The 17,242-nt window shown below is 69.5% G+C and carries 15 protein-coding genes and 1 pseudogene; 1 reads left to right on the top strand and 15 read right to left on the bottom strand.

The genetic code is table 11. The features are described from left to right. Window positions 1–53: 53 nt before the first annotated feature. From rnc to rpoE, 7 genes are all read right to left on the bottom strand, one after another. Window positions 54–734 (bottom strand): ribonuclease III, encoded by a 681-nt coding sequence (gene rnc, locus ACW5EG_RS03980; RefSeq protein WP_457017465.1) that lies wholly within the window; start codon window positions 732–734, stop codon window positions 54–56. Continuing rightward, the gene (locus ACW5EG_RS03975) at window positions 721–1,104 is read right to left on the bottom strand and encodes a DUF4845 domain-containing protein (RefSeq protein ID WP_457020885.1); all 384 of its coding nucleotides are present in this window, start codon (window positions 1,102–1,104) and stop codon (window positions 721–723) included. The genes rnc and ACW5EG_RS03975 overlap by 14 nt, the downstream gene beginning before the upstream one ends. A gap of 64 nt (window positions 1,105–1,168) precedes the next feature. Next, window positions 1,169–1,963: a signal peptidase I gene (gene lepB / locus ACW5EG_RS03970; protein ID WP_457020884.1), complete on the bottom strand. Its 795-nt coding sequence runs from the start codon at window positions 1,961–1,963 to the stop codon at window positions 1,169–1,171. 16 nt (window positions 1,964–1,979) lie between these two features. Continuing rightward, entirely contained in the window at window positions 1,980–3,773 is a 1,794-nt protein-coding gene (lepA, locus tag ACW5EG_RS03965) for a translation elongation factor 4 (RefSeq protein WP_457018396.1), read from the bottom strand. 163 nt (window positions 3,774–3,936) lie between these two features. Then, the gene (locus ACW5EG_RS03960) at window positions 3,937–5,493 is read right to left on the bottom strand and encodes a Do family serine endopeptidase (protein ID WP_457017463.1); all 1,557 of its coding nucleotides are present in this window, start codon (window positions 5,491–5,493) and stop codon (window positions 3,937–3,939) included. A 71-nt stretch (window positions 5,494–5,564) separates the two neighbouring features. Next, window positions 5,565–6,545, bottom strand: a complete 981-nt coding sequence (locus tag ACW5EG_RS03955) for a sigma-E factor negative regulatory protein (protein ID WP_457020883.1) — start codon at window positions 6,543–6,545, stop codon at window positions 5,565–5,567. Beyond that, on the bottom strand, window positions 6,542–7,156 hold the full coding sequence (gene rpoE, locus ACW5EG_RS03950; RefSeq protein WP_457017461.1) for an RNA polymerase sigma factor RpoE: 615 nt from the start codon (window positions 7,154–7,156) through the stop codon (window positions 6,542–6,544). The genes ACW5EG_RS03955 and rpoE overlap by 4 nt, the downstream gene beginning before the upstream one ends. A gap of 215 nt (window positions 7,157–7,371) precedes the next feature. Between rpoE and ACW5EG_RS03945 the strand changes: the two genes are divergently transcribed. Continuing rightward, complete coding sequence (locus ACW5EG_RS03945) at window positions 7,372–9,456, top strand: 3-hydroxyacyl-CoA dehydrogenase NAD-binding domain-containing protein (protein WP_457017460.1); 2,085 nt, start codon at window positions 7,372–7,374, stop codon at window positions 9,454–9,456. Window positions 9,457–9,701: 245 nt separating this feature from the next. Here ACW5EG_RS03945 and ACW5EG_RS03940 read toward each other — a convergent pair whose 3' ends face one another. The 8 genes and pseudogenes from ACW5EG_RS03940 to acpP all read right to left on the bottom strand — a co-directional run bounded on the left by ACW5EG_RS03940 (window position 9,702) and on the right by acpP (window position 17,223). Further along, window positions 9,702–10,730, bottom strand: a complete 1,029-nt coding sequence (locus ACW5EG_RS03940; RefSeq protein ID WP_457017459.1) for a DUF4380 domain-containing protein — start codon at window positions 10,728–10,730, stop codon at window positions 9,702–9,704. Window positions 10,731–10,750: 20 nt separating this feature from the next. Continuing rightward, window positions 10,751–11,110, bottom strand: a complete 360-nt coding sequence (locus ACW5EG_RS03935; RefSeq protein ID WP_457017458.1) for a PilZ domain-containing protein — start codon at window positions 11,108–11,110, stop codon at window positions 10,751–10,753. Continuing rightward, complete coding sequence (locus ACW5EG_RS03930) at window positions 11,107–12,057, bottom strand: DNA polymerase III subunit delta' (RefSeq protein ID WP_457020882.1); 951 nt, start codon at window positions 12,055–12,057, stop codon at window positions 11,107–11,109. The genes ACW5EG_RS03935 and ACW5EG_RS03930 overlap by 4 nt, the downstream gene beginning before the upstream one ends. Then, window positions 12,054–12,692 (bottom strand): dTMP kinase, encoded by a 639-nt coding sequence (tmk, locus tag ACW5EG_RS03925; protein ID WP_457017456.1) that lies wholly within the window; start codon window positions 12,690–12,692, stop codon window positions 12,054–12,056. Before tmk ends, ACW5EG_RS03930 begins: the two co-directional genes overlap by 4 nt. Beyond that, window positions 12,692–13,744 (bottom strand): endolytic transglycosylase MltG, encoded by a 1,053-nt coding sequence (mltG, locus tag ACW5EG_RS03920; RefSeq protein WP_457020881.1) that lies wholly within the window; start codon window positions 13,742–13,744, stop codon window positions 12,692–12,694. The genes tmk and mltG overlap by 1 nt, the downstream gene beginning before the upstream one ends. 110 nt (window positions 13,745–13,854) lie before the next feature. Then, window positions 13,855–15,204, bottom strand: a pseudogene (locus ACW5EG_RS03915) (aminodeoxychorismate synthase component I); the annotation flags it as partial. 370 nt (window positions 15,205–15,574) lie between these two features. Continuing rightward, the gene (gene fabF, locus ACW5EG_RS03910) at window positions 15,575–16,813 is read right to left on the bottom strand and encodes a beta-ketoacyl-ACP synthase II (protein WP_457017453.1); all 1,239 of its coding nucleotides are present in this window, start codon (window positions 16,811–16,813) and stop codon (window positions 15,575–15,577) included. 170 nt (window positions 16,814–16,983) lie between these two features. After that, entirely contained in the window at window positions 16,984–17,223 is a 240-nt protein-coding gene (gene acpP / locus ACW5EG_RS03905) for an acyl carrier protein (RefSeq protein WP_457017452.1), read from the bottom strand. Window positions 17,224–17,242 lie beyond the last annotated feature (19 nt).

Genomic DNA, 17,242 nt, shown 5'->3' with positions numbered 1-17,242 from the left:
TTGCGGACGTGGGCGGGTGATCGGCAGCCCGAACCCGCCGCGAGCGCGCGACGTCAGTCGCCTGCTTCCAGCAACTCCAGCACCACGCCGGCCGCGACCTGCTCGGCCGCGCGCCGCGAACCGCCCTCGCCCTCTCCGGCCGCCGCCGGGTCGGACAGCACGCAGCGCACCACGAACACGCGCGCGTGTTCCTCGCCGCTCTCGGATTTGAGTTCGTACTGCGGCAGCGGCTTCTGCCGCCCCTGCAGCCACTCCTGCAGGCGGGTCTTGGCATCCTTGCCGACCTTGCTGGCCGGCACCGCCGACACCGCTTCCTCGAACCAGGGCAACACCACGGCGCGGCAGGCCTCGAAGCCGGCGTCGAGGTAGATCGCGCCGATCACCGCCTCCAGCGCGTCGGACAGAATCGAATCGCGCCGGTGGCCGCCGGATTTCATCTCGCCCGGACCCAGGGTCAGCCACTCGCCGACCGCCAGCCGCCGCGCCACTTCAGCCAACGAGGATTCGCGCACCAGTTCGGCGCGGGCACGGGTGAGCGAGCCCTCGTCGGCCTTCGGCCAGCGCGCGTACAGCGCATCGGACACGATCACGCCCAGCACCGCGTCGCCGAGGAATTCCAGACGTTCGTTGTGGGGCGCCCCCGCGCTGCGGTGCGTCAGCGCCTGCTGGAGCAGGGACGGGTCGCCGAACGCATGCGCGTCGAACACCCCGCCCCGTGGGTCAGTTTGCGGCACCGCCGGTCCCGGTCAGGTGCTGGCTGGCATGGAACCGGCCCACCGCATCGAGGTTAGCGACCATCGGCTTGCGCACCTCGTAGGTCACGTCCATCTGCCAGCCGTTGTCCACGCGCTGGATCTTAACGTGTTCCTTCTTGATGTTGGACGCGTAGCTGATGTTGAGCCGGCGGAAAAACAGGTCCTGGATCCGCCCCGGCGCGTAGTTGCCCACGCCGGGTTCGGCCGCCAGGCTCTTGAGCGCCGACTTGACGCTGTAGTACTCGGAGTACATGGGGAACAGCTTGATCCCCATGAACACCAGGAAGCCGGCCACGCCGGCGACGATGATGAAGCCCAGCAGCGTGATGCCGCCCTGCCTGCGACGCATGTCCATGATCCGATCCCCTGTTGCTGCAGATGTGCCGGCACGCTGACAGCCTTCCGCGCCGGCGCTACGGAATGCGGCTGCCGATCCGGCTCCAGTCGATCCAGCCCGGCGCGCTGCTGTCGAGATTCATCCAGACCAGGAACGCCTTCCCGCGCAGCTGGCTCTCCGGCAGCGTACCCCAAAACCGGCTGTCGTCGCTGCGGTCGCGGTTGTCGCCCATCACGAAATACTCGCCTTCGGGCACCCGCCACTCGCCCTCGCCGGGGTCGAGCATGCCGGGGCGCCGGGTCTCGAGCACCTGGTGGGTGCGGCCGGGCATGGTCTCGTCGATCAGGCCAGCGCCGGTCATGTCGCTGCCGCGGCCCACGCCGACATAGTGCCGGGGCTCGCCGTAGCCGAACGACTCGCCGTTCACGTACACGGTGTTGTCGCGATACGACACCACGTCGCCCGGCAGGCCGACCACGCGCTTGATCCAGTCCTGGTCGGGATGGTGCGGCGGGCGGAACACCACCACGTCGCCGCGTTCGGGCTCGCCCAGCGCGATCACCTTGCGGTTGTTGACCGGCAGGCGGATGCCGTAGCTGAACTTGTTGACCAGGATGAAGTCGCCGATCAGCAGGGTCGGCATCATCGAACTGGAGGGGATGCGGAACGGTTCGGCGATGAAGCTGCGCAGGATCAGCACCACGAACAGCACGGGGAAGAAGGCCCGCGCGTAGTCGACGAGGATCGGCTCCTTCTCTTCCAGCAGACCCGACCGCTGCGCGCGACGCTTGGCGAAGAACAGCCGGTCGAGCAGCCAGGTGATGCCGGTTGCGAAGGTCAGCACGACCAGCCCCAGCTCGAACCATTTCATCATGTCACGCCATCCCCTACTTGTTGTCCACCTGCAGCACCGCCAGGAATGCTTCCTGCGGGATCTCGACCCGGCCGACCTGCTTCATCCGCTTCTTGCCCTCTTTCTGCTTCTCGAGGAGCTTCTTCTTGCGGCTGATGTCGCCACCGTAGCACTTGGCCAGCACGTTCTTGCGCAGCGCCTTGACCGAGCTGCGGGCGATGATCTGCGAGCCGACGGCGGCCTGGATCGCGACGTCGAACTGCTGCCGCGGGATCAGTTCCTTCATCTTCTCGGTGAGGTCGCGACCGCGGCGATCGGCGTGGCTGCGGTGGACGATGATGCTCAGCGCGTCGACCTTGTCGCCATTGATCAGCGTGTCCACGCGCACGAACGGACCGGCCTCGAAGCGCAGGAAGTTGTAGTCCAGCGAGGCGTAGCCACGCGACACCGACTTGAGCTTGTCGAAGAAGTCCAGCACCACCTCGGCCATCGGCAGCTCATAGCTGATCTGCACCTGGCTGCCCAGGTACTGGATGCCGATCTGGCTGCCGCGCTTCTCTTCGCACAGCGTGATCACGTTGCCCACGTAGTCGGGCGGCGTGAGGATGTTGGCGCGGATGATGGGCTCGCGCACTTCCTCGATCTTGTTGGCCGGCGGCAGCTTGGCCGGGTTGTCCAGCGACATGACTTCGCCACCGGTCAACAGCACTTCGTAGACCACCGTCGGCGCGGTGCTGATCAGGTTGAGGTCGTACTCGCGCTCCAGCCGCTCCTGCACGATTTCCATGTGCAGCATGCCCAGGAACCCGCAGCGGAAGCCGAAGCCCATGGCCTCCGAGCTTTCCGGCTCGAAGCGCAGCGCGGCGTCGTTGAGACGCAGCTTTTCCAGCGCCTCGCGCAGGTCCGGGTAGTCGTCGGCGTCGACCGGAAACAGGCCCGAGAACACGCGCGGCTGCATCTCCTGGAAACCGGGCAGCGGCTCGGCGGCCGGGTCACCGGCGAGCGTGAGCGTGTCGCCGACCGGCGCGCCGTGCACGTCCTTGATCGAGGCGTTGATCCAGCCCACCTCGCCCGCGCGCAGAGCAGCGGTTTCCTTGCGCTTGGGGGTGAACACGCCGACCTTGTCGACCTGGTGGGTGCGGCCGGTGGACATCACCAGCATCTTGGCGCCGGCCTTGATCTCGCCCTGCATCACCCGCACCAGTGAGACCACGCCCAGGTAATTGTCGAACCAGGAGTCGATGATCAGCGCCTGCAGCTTGTCGCTGTCGCGCCGCTGCGGCGGCGGGATGCGGTGCACGATGGCTTCCAGCACCTCCTCCACATTGAGGCCGGTCTTGGCGCTGACTGCGACCGCGTCACTGGCGTCGATGCCGATCACCGCCTCGATCTCGGCCTTGGCGCGCTCGATGTCGGCGGTGGGCAGGTCGATCTTGTTGAGCACCGGCACCACTTCCAGGCCCTGCTCGACCGCGGTGTAGCAGTTGGCGACCGACTGCGCCTCGACGCCCTGGGCGGCATCGACCACCAGCAGCGCGCCTTCGCAAGCGGCCAGCGAGCGGCTGACCTCGTAGCTGAAGTCGACGTGGCCGGGCGTGTCGATGAAGTTGAGGTGGTAGGTCTCGCCGTTGCGCGCGGTGTAGGGCACCGACACCGACTGCGCCTTGATGGTGATGCCGCGCTCGCGCTCGATCGGGTTGTTGTCGAGGACCTGCGCCTCCATCTCGCGCGCCGTCAGGCCGCCGCACAGCTGGATGATGCGGTCGGCAAGCGTCGACTTGCCGTGGTCGACATGGGCGATGATGGAGAAGTTGCGGATAAGCCGCATGGGGTCGGACATGGGGAAGCGGCAGCGGCCGTCGTCAGGACAGCCGGAGATTATCGCATAGGGCAGACGTGGTCCCCGCCGCGGCTCCCAGCCCCATCACCGCGCGGCAAGGCGCCTGCCCGGCGATGCAGGGCAGGCGCTTTCAGGGGCCTGATGGAGCCGCTCAGCCTTCGGGCGTGATTGCAACGAAGCGGCTGCCGCCGCCCTGGCTGCGGACCAGCAGCATCACCGTCTGCCCCGCCTTCACGCCACGCACTTCGCGGGCCAGCGCGGCCGAACTGCCGACCGGCGTGCGGCCCACGCGCAGCACCACGTCGCCAGCAGACAGGCCGGCCTCGCGGGCTGCCGCGCCTTCGACGCGGGCGATGCGCACCCCTTCACCCGCCTCCAGGCCAAGCTGGCGACGCTGGGCCTCGGTGAGCTCCTGGGTGACCAGGCCGAGCGCATTGGCATCGCTCGCCGCCGCCGGCGAAGGCGCGCCCGGGCGCGGGGTGGCGCTCGCCAGCGCATCGTCGTCGAGCTCGGCCAGGGTCACGTCGAGCGTGCGCTCGCGGCCTTCGCGGAACACCACGATCTTGATCTTCGCACCCGGCACCTTGTTGCCCACGATCGGCGGCAGGTCGCCCGGCTGGCGGATGGTGACACCGTCGGCGCCGCGGATCACGTCGCCGGGCTCGATGCCGACCTTCTCGGCCGGACTCCCCGGGACCACCTCGCTGACCAGCGCGCCCAGGGTATCGGGCAGGCCGAAGCCCTTCGCCTGGTCGGCGGTGATGCCGGTCGCCTGGAACTGCACGCCCAGCTGGCCGCGCTGCACGCGCCCGGTCTTCTTGAGCTGGTCGACCACGTTCATGGCCACGTCGATCGGGATCGCGAAGGCCACGCCCATGTAGCCGCCGGAGTTGCTGAAGATCTGCGAGTTGATGCCGATCACCTCGCCGCGGGTGTTGAGCAGCGGGCCGCCCGAGTTGCCCTGGTTGATGGCGACGTCGGTCTGGATGAAGGGCACGTACTGCTGGTTGGCGTAGGGATTGCTGCGGCCGACCGCGCTGACGATGCCGGCGGTCACCGTCTGGTCGAAGCCGAACGGCGAGCCGATCGCCACCGCCCACTGGCCGGGCTTCACGCCCGAGGCATCGCCCGTGCGCAGCACCGGCAGGCCCTTGCCCTCGATCTTGAGCAGGGCCACGTCCGAGCGCTCGTCGCTGCCCACCACCTTGGCGGTGTACTCGCTGAGGTCGCTGAGGGTGACCTTGACCTCGTCGGCGCGGTCGATGACGTGGTGGTTGGTGAGGATGTAGCCATCATCGGAAATGATGAAGCCGGTGCCCATTGCGCGCCCGCGCGGGGCCTGGCCGCCGCCACCCGGGCCTCCCGGGCCGCCGGGGCCAGGCATCTGGAAGCCGGGGCCGAAGAAGCGGCGGAAGATTTCGGGGATCTGCTCCTCGCCCGGGACGCTGTCGTCGGGCTGCTGGGCGGTGCGGCGGCTGCCGATCATGGTGTCGATCTTGACCACGGCCGGGCCGACCTCTTCGACCAGGCGGGTGAAATCAGGCAGCCCGGTGACCAGCGGCGCGGCCGGGACCGCGGTCGCCTGTCCGGCCAGCGGCGCGGCAACGGCGTCCGCTCCCGGCTGTGCGGTGGCGATGGGCAGCACCACGGCGGTCGTGGCAGCAGAGGCAAGGAGGATCAGCGTAAGAGCATGCAGCGGGGTTTTCATCGGGATGTGACCCTGGACAACGCGTGGGGAAGATGGTGACCGGAGCGCGACGCGGCAGGGCCGCAGCGACCTCAGGGTTGGGTGGCGTCCGCCTGCGGCTCGGACGGCGTCGGTGCCAGCCATGGCGCGACGCGACCACCCGGCAGCACGGGGTCGAACTGCGACTCGCGCGGCAACAGCGGTTCGAACTGCGGCTCGCGCGGCAGCAGGCTGCCGTTGGCCACGGTGAACGCGCCTTGCGGCGCCAGCAGCGCGCGCGGCCAGGGCCGGCGCGCGGCCTGCGGCATGGGAAACACGATGGCGGGCGCGATGTCCTCGCTGGCGAGGGACATCGGCGGCGTCGGGTCGTCGATCGCTGCGGGCACGGACGCGCGCGCGACTTCGACCGACGCTGGCTGCGCACGCGCCGCACGCCGCCGCTGCGCGGCGCGGCGCGGCGTCTCGACGGCCGCAGCCACAGCCATCGCCGCCACCGCGACGGTCGCGTCGGGTTGCGCGCGCGGCATTGCCGGCGCCGGATCGGCTGCGTCGGCAATCGCGGCGGACACATCGTCGTTCATGGAGGCGGACGCCGCTGCTCCCGGTTCCTGCAGCGGGGGCGGGGCGACCGCCGCCACCATCGGCGCAGGCTCGGCAACGGGCACAAGGCCCGCCTCGGGAAGCTGCCGGGTGGCAAACACCGCCATCAGCGCGACCGAAGCGGCCACCGCCGCGCCGCCGCCCCAGCGTGCAAGGCGTGGTCGCGTCGCGCGACGCGGCTCGACCGTCTCCACGCCCGCGCCGTCAGCACCCACCGCGACCGCGACGCGGTGCGCGAAGTCGGCCGGAAGCAGGTCGTTGCGCTGGCCACGCAGCATGTCGCCGCAGACCTGCCAGCGCTCCCAGCAGGTGGCGAGCTCGCCGTCGTGCTGCAGCCGGCGCAGCATGAACTTCGCCTCGTCGGGCGACAGCTCGCCGTCGAGCATCGCCGACAGCTGCTGCCGGTGGTAGACGTACAGCTTGTCCGGGTCAGGGACGATCTGCAGGGTTTCGTTGTCGTGGACGGAAGTCATCGTGCAGCACGCTCCGATCTGTTGTCGCTGTCCAACAAGGGTTTCATCTCCTGGTCGATCGCTTCGCGCGCACGGAAGATGCGCGAGCGCACCGTGCCGATCGGGCAATCCATGCGCTGGGCGATTTCCTCGTAGCTCAAACCGTCGACCTCACGCAGCGTGATCGCCAGCCTCAGCTCCTCGGGCAATGCTTCGACCGCGCGGATCACGGTTTGTTCCAGCTGGTGGCGCATCAGTTCGCGTTCGGGCGTGTCGCTGTCGCGCAGGCGGATGCCGGAATCGAACTGTTCGGCGTCCTCGATGTCGATATCGGCGCCCGGCGGGCGGCGGTTGCCGGCCACCAGGTGGTTCTTGGCGGTGTTCACCGCGATCCGGTGCAGCCAGGTATAGAACTGTGCGTCGCCGCGGAAGTTGCCGATCGCGCGGTAGGCGCGGATGAACGTGTCCTGGGCGACGTCCTGGACTTCGCTCCAGTCGTGCACATAGCGCCCGATCAGCCCTGCGATGCGATGCTGGTACTTGCGCACCAGCAGGTCGAACGCGGCGCTGTCGCCGCGCTGCACGCGCTTGACCAGTTCGAGGTCGAGTGTCTGGGTGTCGATCTCGGCCATCGGCCTTGGTCACTCCTGGGTTGGCCGGCCGGGGCCGGGCGCTGTGACCTGCGCTGGGGCGGGAAGTTCCCGCATCGGACGGATCTGGGGGCGCCAGCCGTCCGCCGCAAGCCGCGCCACAGGCCGCCTGCGGCTTTGCCAAGACATCCGATTTGACTGCGGCGCAACACCCTCTGGATCATAAGGGGTTCCCATACCCTAACGGATGGTCCCGCATGATCGCTGGCCTCGATGGATTGCGCTTCAGCCACTGGCAGGTCGAACTGCGCCCGGACGACGTGCTGGTGCTGTCGTTCGACCGCGCCGACGAGTCGGTCAACACCTTCGCCCAGGACGTTCTGCTGGAACTCGAAGGCCTGCTCGAGCGCGTGGCGCTGGAGCCGCCGAAGGGCCTGGTGCTGCGCTCGGCCAAGGACAAGGGCTTCATCGCCGGCGCCGACATCCGCGAGTTCGCCGAGTTCGACCGCAAGGGCACGATCGGCGATTCGATCCGGCGCGGCCAACAGGTGTTCCAGCGCCTGGCCGAATTGCCCTGCACCACGGTCGCGGCCATCCACGGCTTCTGCATGGGCGGCGGCACCGAGATCGCGCTGGCCTGCGATTACCGCATCGCCAGCAGCGACCCGTCCACGCGCATCGGTTTGCCCGAAGTGAAGCTGGGCATCTACCCGGGCTGGGGCGGCAGCGTGCGCCTGCCGCGACTGATTGGCGCGCCAGCGGCGATGGACGTGATGCTGACCGGCCGCAACCTGTCGGCCGCGTCCGCGAAGGCCATGGGCGTGGTCGACAAGGTGGTCGAACCCGCGCTGCTGCTCGACGAGGCCGCGAAGCTCGCGCTGGGCGGCCGCGAGCGCCCCTTCAAGCAGCGCTTCCTCGGCTGGTTCACCAACACCTGGCCAGTGCGCCAGCTGCTGGCGCCGATGCTGGTCAAGCAGGTCGCGCGCAAGGCGCGCAAGGAACACTATCCGGCGCCCTACGCGCTGATCGAAACCTGGCGGCGCAGCGGTGGCGGCATCCAGGCCCTGCTCAAGGCCGAGCAGAAGTCGGTGGTGAAGCTGGCCGGCACCCCGACCGCGCGCAACCTGACCCGCGTGTTCTTCCTGATGGAGCGGCTCAAGGGCCTGGGCGGCAAGGATCCGCACGGCATCACGCACGTGCACGTGGTCGGCGCCGGCGTGATGGGCGGCGACATCGCCGCGTGGTCGGCGTACAAGGGTTTCGAGGTCACGCTGCAGGACCGCGAGCAGAAGTTCATCGACGGTGCGATGACGCGCGCGCAGGCGCTGTTCGCGAAGCGGGTCAAGGACGAGGCGAAGCGTCCGGCGGTCGCGGCGCGGCTCAAATCCGACCTCGAAGGCAGCGGCCTCGCGCAGGCCGACCTGGTGATCGAGGCGATCATCGAGCGCGCCGATGCCAAGCGTGAACTGTATGCAGGCGTCGAGCCGCGCCTGAAGCCCGATGCGCTGCTGACCACCAACACCTCGTCGATCCCGCTGGACGAGCTGCGCGGGCATATCGCGCGTCCGGCGCAGTTCGCCGGCCTGCACTACTTCAACCCGGTGGCGTCGATGCCGCTGGTGGAGATCGTGCGCCACGACGCGATGTCGGCGCAGACCGAGCAGCGCCTGGCCGCGTTCTGCAAGGCGATCGACAAACTGCCGGTGCCGGTGGCGGGCACGCCGGGCTTCCTGGTCAACCGGCTGCTGTTCCCGTACATGCTCGAGGCCGCCACCGCGTATGCCGAAGGCATCCCGGCATCGGTGATCGACAAGGCGGCGGTCAAGTACGGCATGCCGATGGGGCCGATCGAGCTGATCGACACCGTGGGCCTGGACGTGGCCTACGGCGTCGGCCAGGAACTGGCTCCCTTCCTTGGCCTGGCGATCCCGCCGGCGCTGTCGCAGCCACCGGAAGCCGGCAAACGCGGCAAGAAGGACGGCCAGGGCATCTACGCCTGGGAGAACGGCAAGCCGAAGAAGCCGGAGGTGCCGAAGGAATACCGCGTGCCGGAGGACCTGGAGGATCGACTGATCCTGCCTCTGCTCAACGAGGCCGTGGCCGCCCTGCACGAGGGCGTGGTCGAGGATGCCGACCTGCTCGATGCCGGCGTGATCTTCGGCACCGGTTACGCGCCCTTCCGCGGCGGCCCGATCCAGACCATCCGCGAAGTCGGCGTCGACGTGCTGCTCGCGCGGCTGCAGGTGCTGCAGGCGCGATACGGCGATCGTTTCGCGCCGCGCGCGGGCTGGGACAACCCCGCGCTGCGCGACGGCGCGGAGACGGGCAGCCTGGCGTCCTGATGCGCTGATGCGTTGATGCGCGGATGCGCTGCTGCGTTGATGTACTGCTGCGTTGATGCACTGCTGCGCTGAGGCCGGGGCGTCAGCAGGACGAACGGTAATCGGGGCGCACGGCGTGCGCCCCGACCCTGTCATTTCGACCGCAGGGAGAAATCCCGGAACGGGCGCGATCCGGCCAGCCCTGGACCGCGACGCGAATCAGTTGCCCGGGTTCGCACGCGTTCGGGAGGCGCGCAAGTCGCCCTTCAGCGATCCAGGCCGAGGCCGCGCAGCGCTTCTTCCAGCGCGGCGCGCTGCGCGTCCAGCGTGTCCGGTCCCTCGTAGGCGAACACCGTCCAGCGTTCGCGCGCCTGCATCGACTCGCCCGGCGCCAGCGTGCGCAGCGGAGCGTGGACCTCGAGCTCAAGGATCCCCGCCTGCGGATCGTCGTGGTGCCACTGCTGATACAGCTCGAGCTGGCCGTGTTCGGGATCGATCAGCGCGCCGTCCTGGCGCTCGAACTGGATCACCAGCAGTTGCCCGGCGTTGAAGCCGGCAACCCAGCCGGCCGACGGGGCGATGAAGATCTTGCCGCGGCGACCGCCCTTCCCGGCCGATGGCGGCTCGAGCTGCAGCGAGTACAGGCCGTCCCGCCACCAGGCGACGGGGCCGTCGAACACCGCGTCCGCATCCGCCCGCAGGCGCGCATCTTCGGGCCTGGCCACGGGCGCGAACACGCGGCTGCCCGCCGGCAGGCGGGTGTTGAACCACAGGTTGCGGCGCACGTCCCGGTCACGGCGGTTCACCGCCTCAGCGGAGAGTTCCAGTGTCGCCGGAGTGCCGCCGGAGAGGCGGAACGATTGTGTCGCCCGCAGGCCACTCACCGGACTTGTCACGCCTTCGAGCACCAGCGCGTGCGCGTCGCGCTCGACGATGCGGTTGCGCGCATGCGCGAGCCAGGGATCCGGCGGCCACGGCGCCGCGGCCGCGCGCCGGGTCTGGTTCACGTCCTGGTCGAGCCACCAGCGCGACTGCGGGCCGAGCCAGAGCTCGTGTCCGAAATAAGGCAGGTCCGGGCCGTCGGCGGAGGGTTCTGGCGCGGGCACGGTCGCCAGCGCTGGACCGACCTTGAGCACATTGCCGCGGCCGGGCAACGAGAGGTGCACGATCCGCCCGCCGACCGCGGGCGCCACCTCGACCTGCAGCTGGCCATCATCCAGCCGGATGTGCTCGGTCGCGATCGCCGGCAGTGCCAGCGACGCCGCGAGCAACAGCGCTGCAGCGCCTTGCCACATGCGCGACGCGATCGCGCCCGTCACATCGTATGCGTCGGCTTTTCCGCGGACAGCGTGCCCGCGAGCAGGGTTTCGATCCGGCCCTTCACAGTCTCGCCTTCCGGGGTGTCGGCGAACTGCACGCCGACGCCCGCGGTGCGCGCGCCCTGCGCGCCGGTCGGGGTGGCCCACACCACCTTGCCGGCCACCGGCAGGCGCTCGTTGGATTCGGGCAGGGTGAGCAGCAGGAACACCTCGTCGCCGAGGAAGTAGCGCCGCGCGGTGGGCACGAAGATGCCGCCGTGTTTCAGATAAGGCATGTAGGCGCTGTAGAGCTGCGCCTTGTCCTTCAGTGCCAGCGACAGGATTCCCTGCCGCGCGCCGCCCGCGGTCGTATTCATCGATACCTCTTGTTGGCGGATGCCGGGCCTGGCACATCCGTGCCTCGCCAGGACAGCAGCAGCTCCGCGACTGCGAGGTCTGCGCGCACCGTGGTGCGCAACAGGTCGCGCGTGCGGTTGGCCGCGTCGAACCACTGCGCCAGCTTCCGGATTCGCGCTGGATCGGTCAAGCCCGAGGCCTCGGCCAGCGCCAGGTCGGCGGCGAGGCGCAGGCGCAGGACGGCATGTTCGTCGCCGGTCCAGCGTTGCGCGGCCTCGACCGGCGCCAGCTCGCCGCGCGCAAGCTTGTCCAGGTCCGCAGCCACTTCGTGGCGCAGCTGCATGCCACCATCGCGCAGCCAGGCATCGGCCAGGCCCGGATGGCCGCGCGCGGCGTCCAGCGCCTCACCCGCAACCTTGGCGGCATGACCCTGTGCCTGCAGCCAGGCCAGTGCTTCATCGCGCGGCGGCAGACCGAACTCCAGGCGCTGGCAGCGGCTGCGGATCGTCGCCGGCAGGCGCGAGGGACTGGAGGCGAGCAGCCACAGGTAGCGGCCGGGCTGCGGTTCTTCCAGGGTCTTGAGCAGCGCATTGGCGGCCGAAGCGTTGAGCGCGTCGGCGGGATCGACGATCGCCACCTGCGCGCTGCCGTACTGCGGCGTCAGCGACAGCTTTTCCGACAGTTCGCGGATCTGCTCGATCACGATCTCGGTGCGCAGCTTCGTGCCTTCGCGGTTGGGCAGCAGCGTGACCACGTGGAAATCCGGATGCGTTCCCGCCTCGATCAGATGCGCGGCACGCGGTTCGTGCGCGCCCAGCAGGTGCGCGGCCAGGCGCGCGGCCACCGCGCGCTTGCCCAGTCGCGCCGGGCCGCAGATCAGCAGCGCGTGGCCGAGGCGGCCTTCGGACAGCGTGCGCGCCGCATGGTCGAACGCACGCTGCTGCCAGGGGGCCAGCGGCGCAGTCATGCGCGCGCCATCCATTCACGCAACAGGCGCACCGCCTCGCTGGCCACGTCGGCCGCCGGCTGCGAGGCATCGATCACGCGGAAGCGCTGTGGCTCGGCAGCGGCGCGCGCGCGGTAGACCGCGCGCACGCGCTCGAAGAATTCATCGCGTTCGGACTCGATGCGATCGGGCGCGAGATCGCGGCCGCGCGTGCGCTCGCGCCCCCGACCGACATCGACGTCCAGCAGCAGGGTCAATCCCGGCTGCAGCCCGACCACGCGCCGCTCCAGCTCCGCGATCCAGCCGGCGTCCAGGCCACGGCCCCCGCCCTGGTAGGCGTAGCTGGAATCGGTGAAGCGGTCGCACAGCACCCAGGCGCCGCGTTCGAGCGCGGGCGCGATCGTCTCGCGCACGTGCTGGGCACGGGCGGCGAACATCAGCAGCAGTTCGGTGTCGGCCGCGGGCGGCTCGTGTGCCGGATCGAGCAGCAGGCCGCGGATCATTTCCGCCAGCGGCGTACCGCCCGGCTCGCGGCTGCACACCACCTCCTGCCCGCTTTCGCGCAGCGCTTCGCGCAGCGCATCGAGCACGGTGGTCTTGCCCGCGCCTTCGCCGCCTTCGAGCGAAATGAAGCGCGCATGCGAACGCAGCGCCATCACGGCCCGAACTGTGCGCGGTAGCGCCGCACGTATTCGCGCACCGCGGCGTTGTGCTCGTCCAGCGTGCGCGAAAACACGTGGCGGCCACTGCCGTCGCCGACGGCCACGAAATACAGTTCGTCGCCAGCGGCCGGCTGCGTCGCCGCACGGATGGCAGCCACGCCGGCCATGGCGATCGGCGTCGGCGGCAGGCCATCGCGGGTATAGGTGTTGTAGGGCGTATCGGCGAGCAGGTCGGCGCGGCGGATGTTGCCCGCATAGCGGCTGCCCATGCCGTAGATCACGGTCGGATCGGTCTGCAGGCGCATGCCGCTCTTCATGCGGCGCACGAACACGCCGCCGATGCGCGCGCGTTCCTCGGCGATGCCGGTTTCCTTCTCGATGATCGAGGCCAGCACCAGCGCCTGCTCCGCGTCGTCCAGCGGCAGATCCGGTGCGCGCGCCTCCCACGCGGCCTGCAGCGCACGTTCAAGCGACTGGTTGGCGCGGCGCAGCACATCCAGGTCGCTGTCGCCGCGGGTGTAGGCATAGGTTTCGGGCAGGAATCGGCCTTCCGGGTGCACGCCGGCGCGGCCCAGCGTGTCCATCAACGCGGCGTCGTCCAGTTCACCGATGGTCTGCAGCAGCGGCGTGGCCCTGGCCAGCGCAGCGCGCAGCTCGCGCATGTTCCAGCCTTCGACGATGGTGAAGCGATAGCTGACCACGCGGCCATTGCGCATGTGCTGCAGCAGCGTGCGCGGCGTCATGCCCGGCTCCAGCGCGTACTCGCCGACCTGCACGCGCGCGTCGGCACCGAGCTGGCGCGCCAGCGCCTGCCACTCCAGGTCATGGCCGTCGCGCACGCCGGCCTCGCGCAGCCGCGACAGCACGCGCCGGAACGAATCGCCGCGCTCGACCCGCAGCGTGTCGCCCGCCTCGATCCCAGAGAGCGGCGCATCGGCGAAACCGGTGTAGCGCTCAGACAGGAAGAACGCGGCGGCACCGGCCACCAGGGCCGACAGCACGAACAGCAGCCGCAGGCCGCGCCAGCGCCTAGGAGCCTTGGCCATGCGCCTGCTCCATCGAGGGGAAATTCCGGATCATCGGCCTAGGATACCGTGGCGCCGTCGGCGTCGGCGTCGGCGTCGGCGTCGGCGTCGGCGTCGGCGTCGGCGTCGGCGTCGGCCGCCAGCGCCTGCAGCATGCCGCGGGCCTTGGCGCGGGTCTCGTCGAGTTCCCGCGGAGGATCCGAATCGGCCACGATGCCGCCGCCGGTGCGAAAGCGCACCCGCGCCCCTTCGACCTCGGCGCTGCGGATGAGGATGTTGAGGTCGAGGTCGCCGTCGCGGTTGAGCCAGCCCATCGCGCCGGTGTAGGCGCCGCGCCCGCGACCCTCGAGTTCGGCGATGACCTGCATGCAGCGCACCTTGGGGCAGCCGGTGATGGTGCCGCCGGGGAACGTCGCCGCGATCACGTCGCCCGGGCTGGCATCGGCGCGCAGCCGGCCGCGCACGTTGCTGACGATGTGGTGCACGTGGGCGTAGCTCTCGATCGTCATCAGCTCGTCCACCTCGACGCTGCCGGGCACGCAGACGCGGCCGAGGTCGTTGCGCTCCAGGTCGACCAGCATCACGTGCTCGGCGCGTTCCTTGGGATGTCCGATCAGCTCGCGCACGCGCTCGGCATCGTCATCGCCGGCCAGCCGCGGACGGGTGCCTGCGATCGGCCGCGTTTCCACCACCTCGCCGCGGATCGACACCAGCCGCTCGGGAGAGGCGCTGGCCACCGCCCAGCCATCGCCTGCGTACAGGCCCGCGAACGGCGCGGGATTGGCCTGGCGCATGCGCACGTAGAGCCGCGCCGGATCCAGCGCCTGCGCGAAATCCGCGCGCCAGCCGCGCGACAGGTTCACCTGGAACACGTCGCCCGCGGCCAGATAGTCGAGGATGCGCACCACACCAGCGGTGAAGCGCGCCGGCGCGTCCTCCCGCACCTGCGCAGGCGCCTGCCACGCAGGCAGGGCCGGCAGCGTGGCAGCCGCGGCAAGGTCGGCTTCGATCACATCGAGCATCGCGTCCTGGTCGGCCTCGGCAACCGCGACACATTCACCGCTGGCGTGGTCGCGCAGGATGGCAGCCGGGCAGCGCAGCGCCTGTGCCACCGGCAGGCTGCCCGCCGCGTCCGGCAATCGCAGCACCGGCTCGACCTGCCGCGCCAGCTCATAGCCCAGCAGCAACGCCCAGCCACCGCGGAACGGCCAGCGCGGCTCCTCGCGCGGCAGGCGCGCGGCACGCCACGCGTCATCGAGCGCATCGAGGAAGGTGCCGGCCATCGCGACACCGGACCCGTCGCGCGTGACGCCGTCGTTGCCCAGCGTCAGCGAGCCGCCATCGGTTGCAAGCAGCAGGTCCCAGCGCGCCTGCGCCGTCCCGTGCGCGACCGACTGCAGCAGCAGCCGATAGCGGCCCGGATCGAGGCGGTGCAGCGCCAGCAGGTCGGTGTCGGGCGGTAGCGGCCTGCTGATCAGCACGTGGACTCGCTTTGAGTAATCGTCTGGAGGCTGGAATGCTGCCATCCCAAGCGCAGCCAATCTTCACTGCACAAAGAGTTTCTGCAAACTCCCGAAAATGATGGCTATCCAGACCTGATCAAGCACCGAGCTCTTGGCGAGATAGACGCTCAAGCCGCCTGCTTCAAGCGACGTCAACGAATATCCCGGCGCCGTGCCGGCTGGGGATTGCGGAGAGCAGGCCATGGATGGCCTGCGGCGGCGAGTCAGCGATGGATGGCTGACCGAGCCGAGGAGCAATCCCCGGCCGGCAGGGCGCTGTTTCCGAAGGCGCTCGCTCTACGCAATCGCTGAGCCGCAACATCCTTCCGTAGCTGCATAGAACAGATCCTCAAACCCGCCTGAAGATCAATGTCCCGTTCGTCCCGCCGAATCCAAACGAATTGGACAGCGCGATGTCGATCTTCGCCTCGCGCGCGGTATGCGGCACGTAGTCGAGATCGCAGCCTTCGGACGGGTTGTCGAGATTGATCGTCGGCGGCACCACACCCGTCTTCAGCGCCATCGCCGAGAACACCGCTTCCACCCCGCCGGCCGCGCCGAGCAGGTGGCCGGTCATCGACTTGGTCGAGCTGACCATCAGCTTCGATGCGTGCGCACCGAACACCGACTTGATGCCCATGGTCTCGGCCAGGTCGCCCTGCGGCGTGGAGGTGCCATGCGCGTTGATGTAGCCGACCTCGGACGGATCGATGCCCGCATCGCGCAACGCCGCCACCATGCAGCGCGCGCCACCCTCGCCACTCTCGCTGGGCGCGGTCATGTGGTGCGCATCGCCACTCATGCCGAAGCCTGCGAGTTCAGCGTAGATGTGCGCGCCGCGCGCCTTCGCCCGCTCGTATTCCTCGAGCACCAGGATGCCCGCGCCATCGCCCATCACGAAGCCGTCGCGGCCCGCGTCCCAGGGACGCGACGCACGCTCCGGATCGTCGTTGCGCGTGGACAGCGCCTTCATCGCGCAAAACCCGCCCAGCGAGGTCGGCGTGGTCGCGAACTCGGAGCCGCCGGCGATCATCGCGTCGGCGTCGCCGTACTGGATCATGCGCGCGGCCAGGCCGATGTTGTGCGTGGCCGTGGTGCACGCCGTGACCACGGCGATGTTGGGGCCGCGCGCACCGGTCATGATCGACACCTGGCCCGCGACCATGTTGATGATCGTGCTGGGCACGTAGAACGGCGAGATCTTGCGCGGACCGCCCTCGTGGTACTTGATCGCGGTCTCTTCGATGCCCTTGAGGCCGCCGATGCCGGCACCGATGGCCACGCCGATGCGATCGGCGTCCGCGTCGCGGATCTCGAGCCCCGCATCGGCGATCGACATCAGGGCCGCCGCCACGCCGTAGTGCACGAAGGGGTCCATCTTCTTGACGTCCTTCGCCGGGATCCACTGCGCCGGATCGAAGCCCTTGACCGAGCCGGAGATGCGCGTGGCGAATGCGGAAGCATCGAAATGGGTGATCGGGCCAATCCCGGAGCGACCGTTGACGACGCCGTCCCAGCTCGAGGCCAGGTCGTTGCCGAGCGGCGACAGGATGCCGATTCCGGTGATGGCGACGCGGCGCTTGGACATGGGCAGCTCTCTCTTCGATGCATTCGTGGGCATGCGCCGTTTCGATGGCGCGATGCAAAACGCACGAGGCCGCAATGCGGCCCCGGGTTGTTACAGATCGACCTGAAGGGTCGACGGTATCGCCTGGCGCGACGACGCCCGGCCGACAGGCCAGGCGCGCCGGCCCGACATCACGCCTTGACGTGGGTCTTGATGTAGTCGATCGCCTGCTGCACCGAGGTGATCTTCTCGGCTTCCTCGTCGGGGATTTCGCACTCGAACTCTTCTTCGAGCGCCATTACCAGTTCGACGGTGTCCAGCGAATCCGCGCCGAGGTCGTCGACGAAGGACGCGCTTGCGCTGACCTCCTCGTCCTTGACGCCCAGTTGTTCGACCACGATCTTCTTGACGCGTTCTTCGATGCTGCTCATTGGTTGTAGCTCCGCGGAG

This window comes from Luteimonas sp. A611 (assembly GCF_054072715.1).
This window is presented reverse-complemented; position numbering and strand designations above follow the sequence as displayed.

What these genes read in the sequence shown, in the direction of transcription:
- mltG (WP_457020881.1), bottom strand. Translation starts at nt 13,744, where the DNA reads ATGGCCAAGGCTCCTAGGCGCTGGCGCGGCCTGCGGCTGCTGTTCGTG.
- ACW5EG_RS03940 (WP_457017459.1), bottom strand. Translation starts at nt 10,730, where the DNA reads ATGTGGCAAGGCGCTGCAGCGCTGTTGCTCGCGGCGTCGCTGGCACTG.
- lepB (WP_457020884.1), bottom strand. Translation starts at nt 1,963, where the DNA reads ATGAAATGGTTCGAGCTGGGGCTGGTCGTGCTGACCTTCGCAACCGGC.
- tmk (WP_457017456.1), bottom strand. Translation starts at nt 12,692, where the DNA reads ATGGCGCTGCGTTCGCATGCGCGCTTCATTTCGCTCGAAGGCGGCGAA.
- acpP (WP_457017452.1), bottom strand. Translation starts at nt 17,223, where the DNA reads ATGAGCAGCATCGAAGAACGCGTCAAGAAGATCGTGGTCGAACAACTG.
- ACW5EG_RS03955 (WP_457020883.1), bottom strand. Translation starts at nt 6,545, where the DNA reads ATGACTTCCGTCCACGACAACGAAACCCTGCAGATCGTCCCTGACCCG.
- ACW5EG_RS03930 (WP_457020882.1), bottom strand. Translation starts at nt 12,057, where the DNA reads ATGACTGCGCCGCTGGCCCCCTGGCAGCAGCGTGCGTTCGACCATGCG.
- fabF (WP_457017453.1), bottom strand. Translation starts at nt 16,813, where the DNA reads ATGTCCAAGCGCCGCGTCGCCATCACCGGAATCGGCATCCTGTCGCCG.
- ACW5EG_RS03960 (WP_457017463.1), bottom strand. Translation starts at nt 5,493, where the DNA reads ATGAAAACCCCGCTGCATGCTCTTACGCTGATCCTCCTTGCCTCTGCT.
- ACW5EG_RS03935 (WP_457017458.1), bottom strand. Translation starts at nt 11,110, where the DNA reads ATGAATACGACCGCGGGCGGCGCGCGGCAGGGAATCCTGTCGCTGGCA.
- ACW5EG_RS03945 (WP_457017460.1), top strand. Translation starts at nt 7,372, where the DNA reads ATGATCGCTGGCCTCGATGGATTGCGCTTCAGCCACTGGCAGGTCGAA.
- lepA (WP_457018396.1), bottom strand. Translation starts at nt 3,773, where the DNA reads ATGCGGCTTATCCGCAACTTCTCCATCATCGCCCATGTCGACCACGGC.
- rpoE (WP_457017461.1), bottom strand. Translation starts at nt 7,156, where the DNA reads ATGGCCGAGATCGACACCCAGACACTCGACCTCGAACTGGTCAAGCGC.
- ACW5EG_RS03975 (WP_457020885.1), bottom strand. Translation starts at nt 1,104, where the DNA reads ATGCGTCGCAGGCAGGGCGGCATCACGCTGCTGGGCTTCATCATCGTC.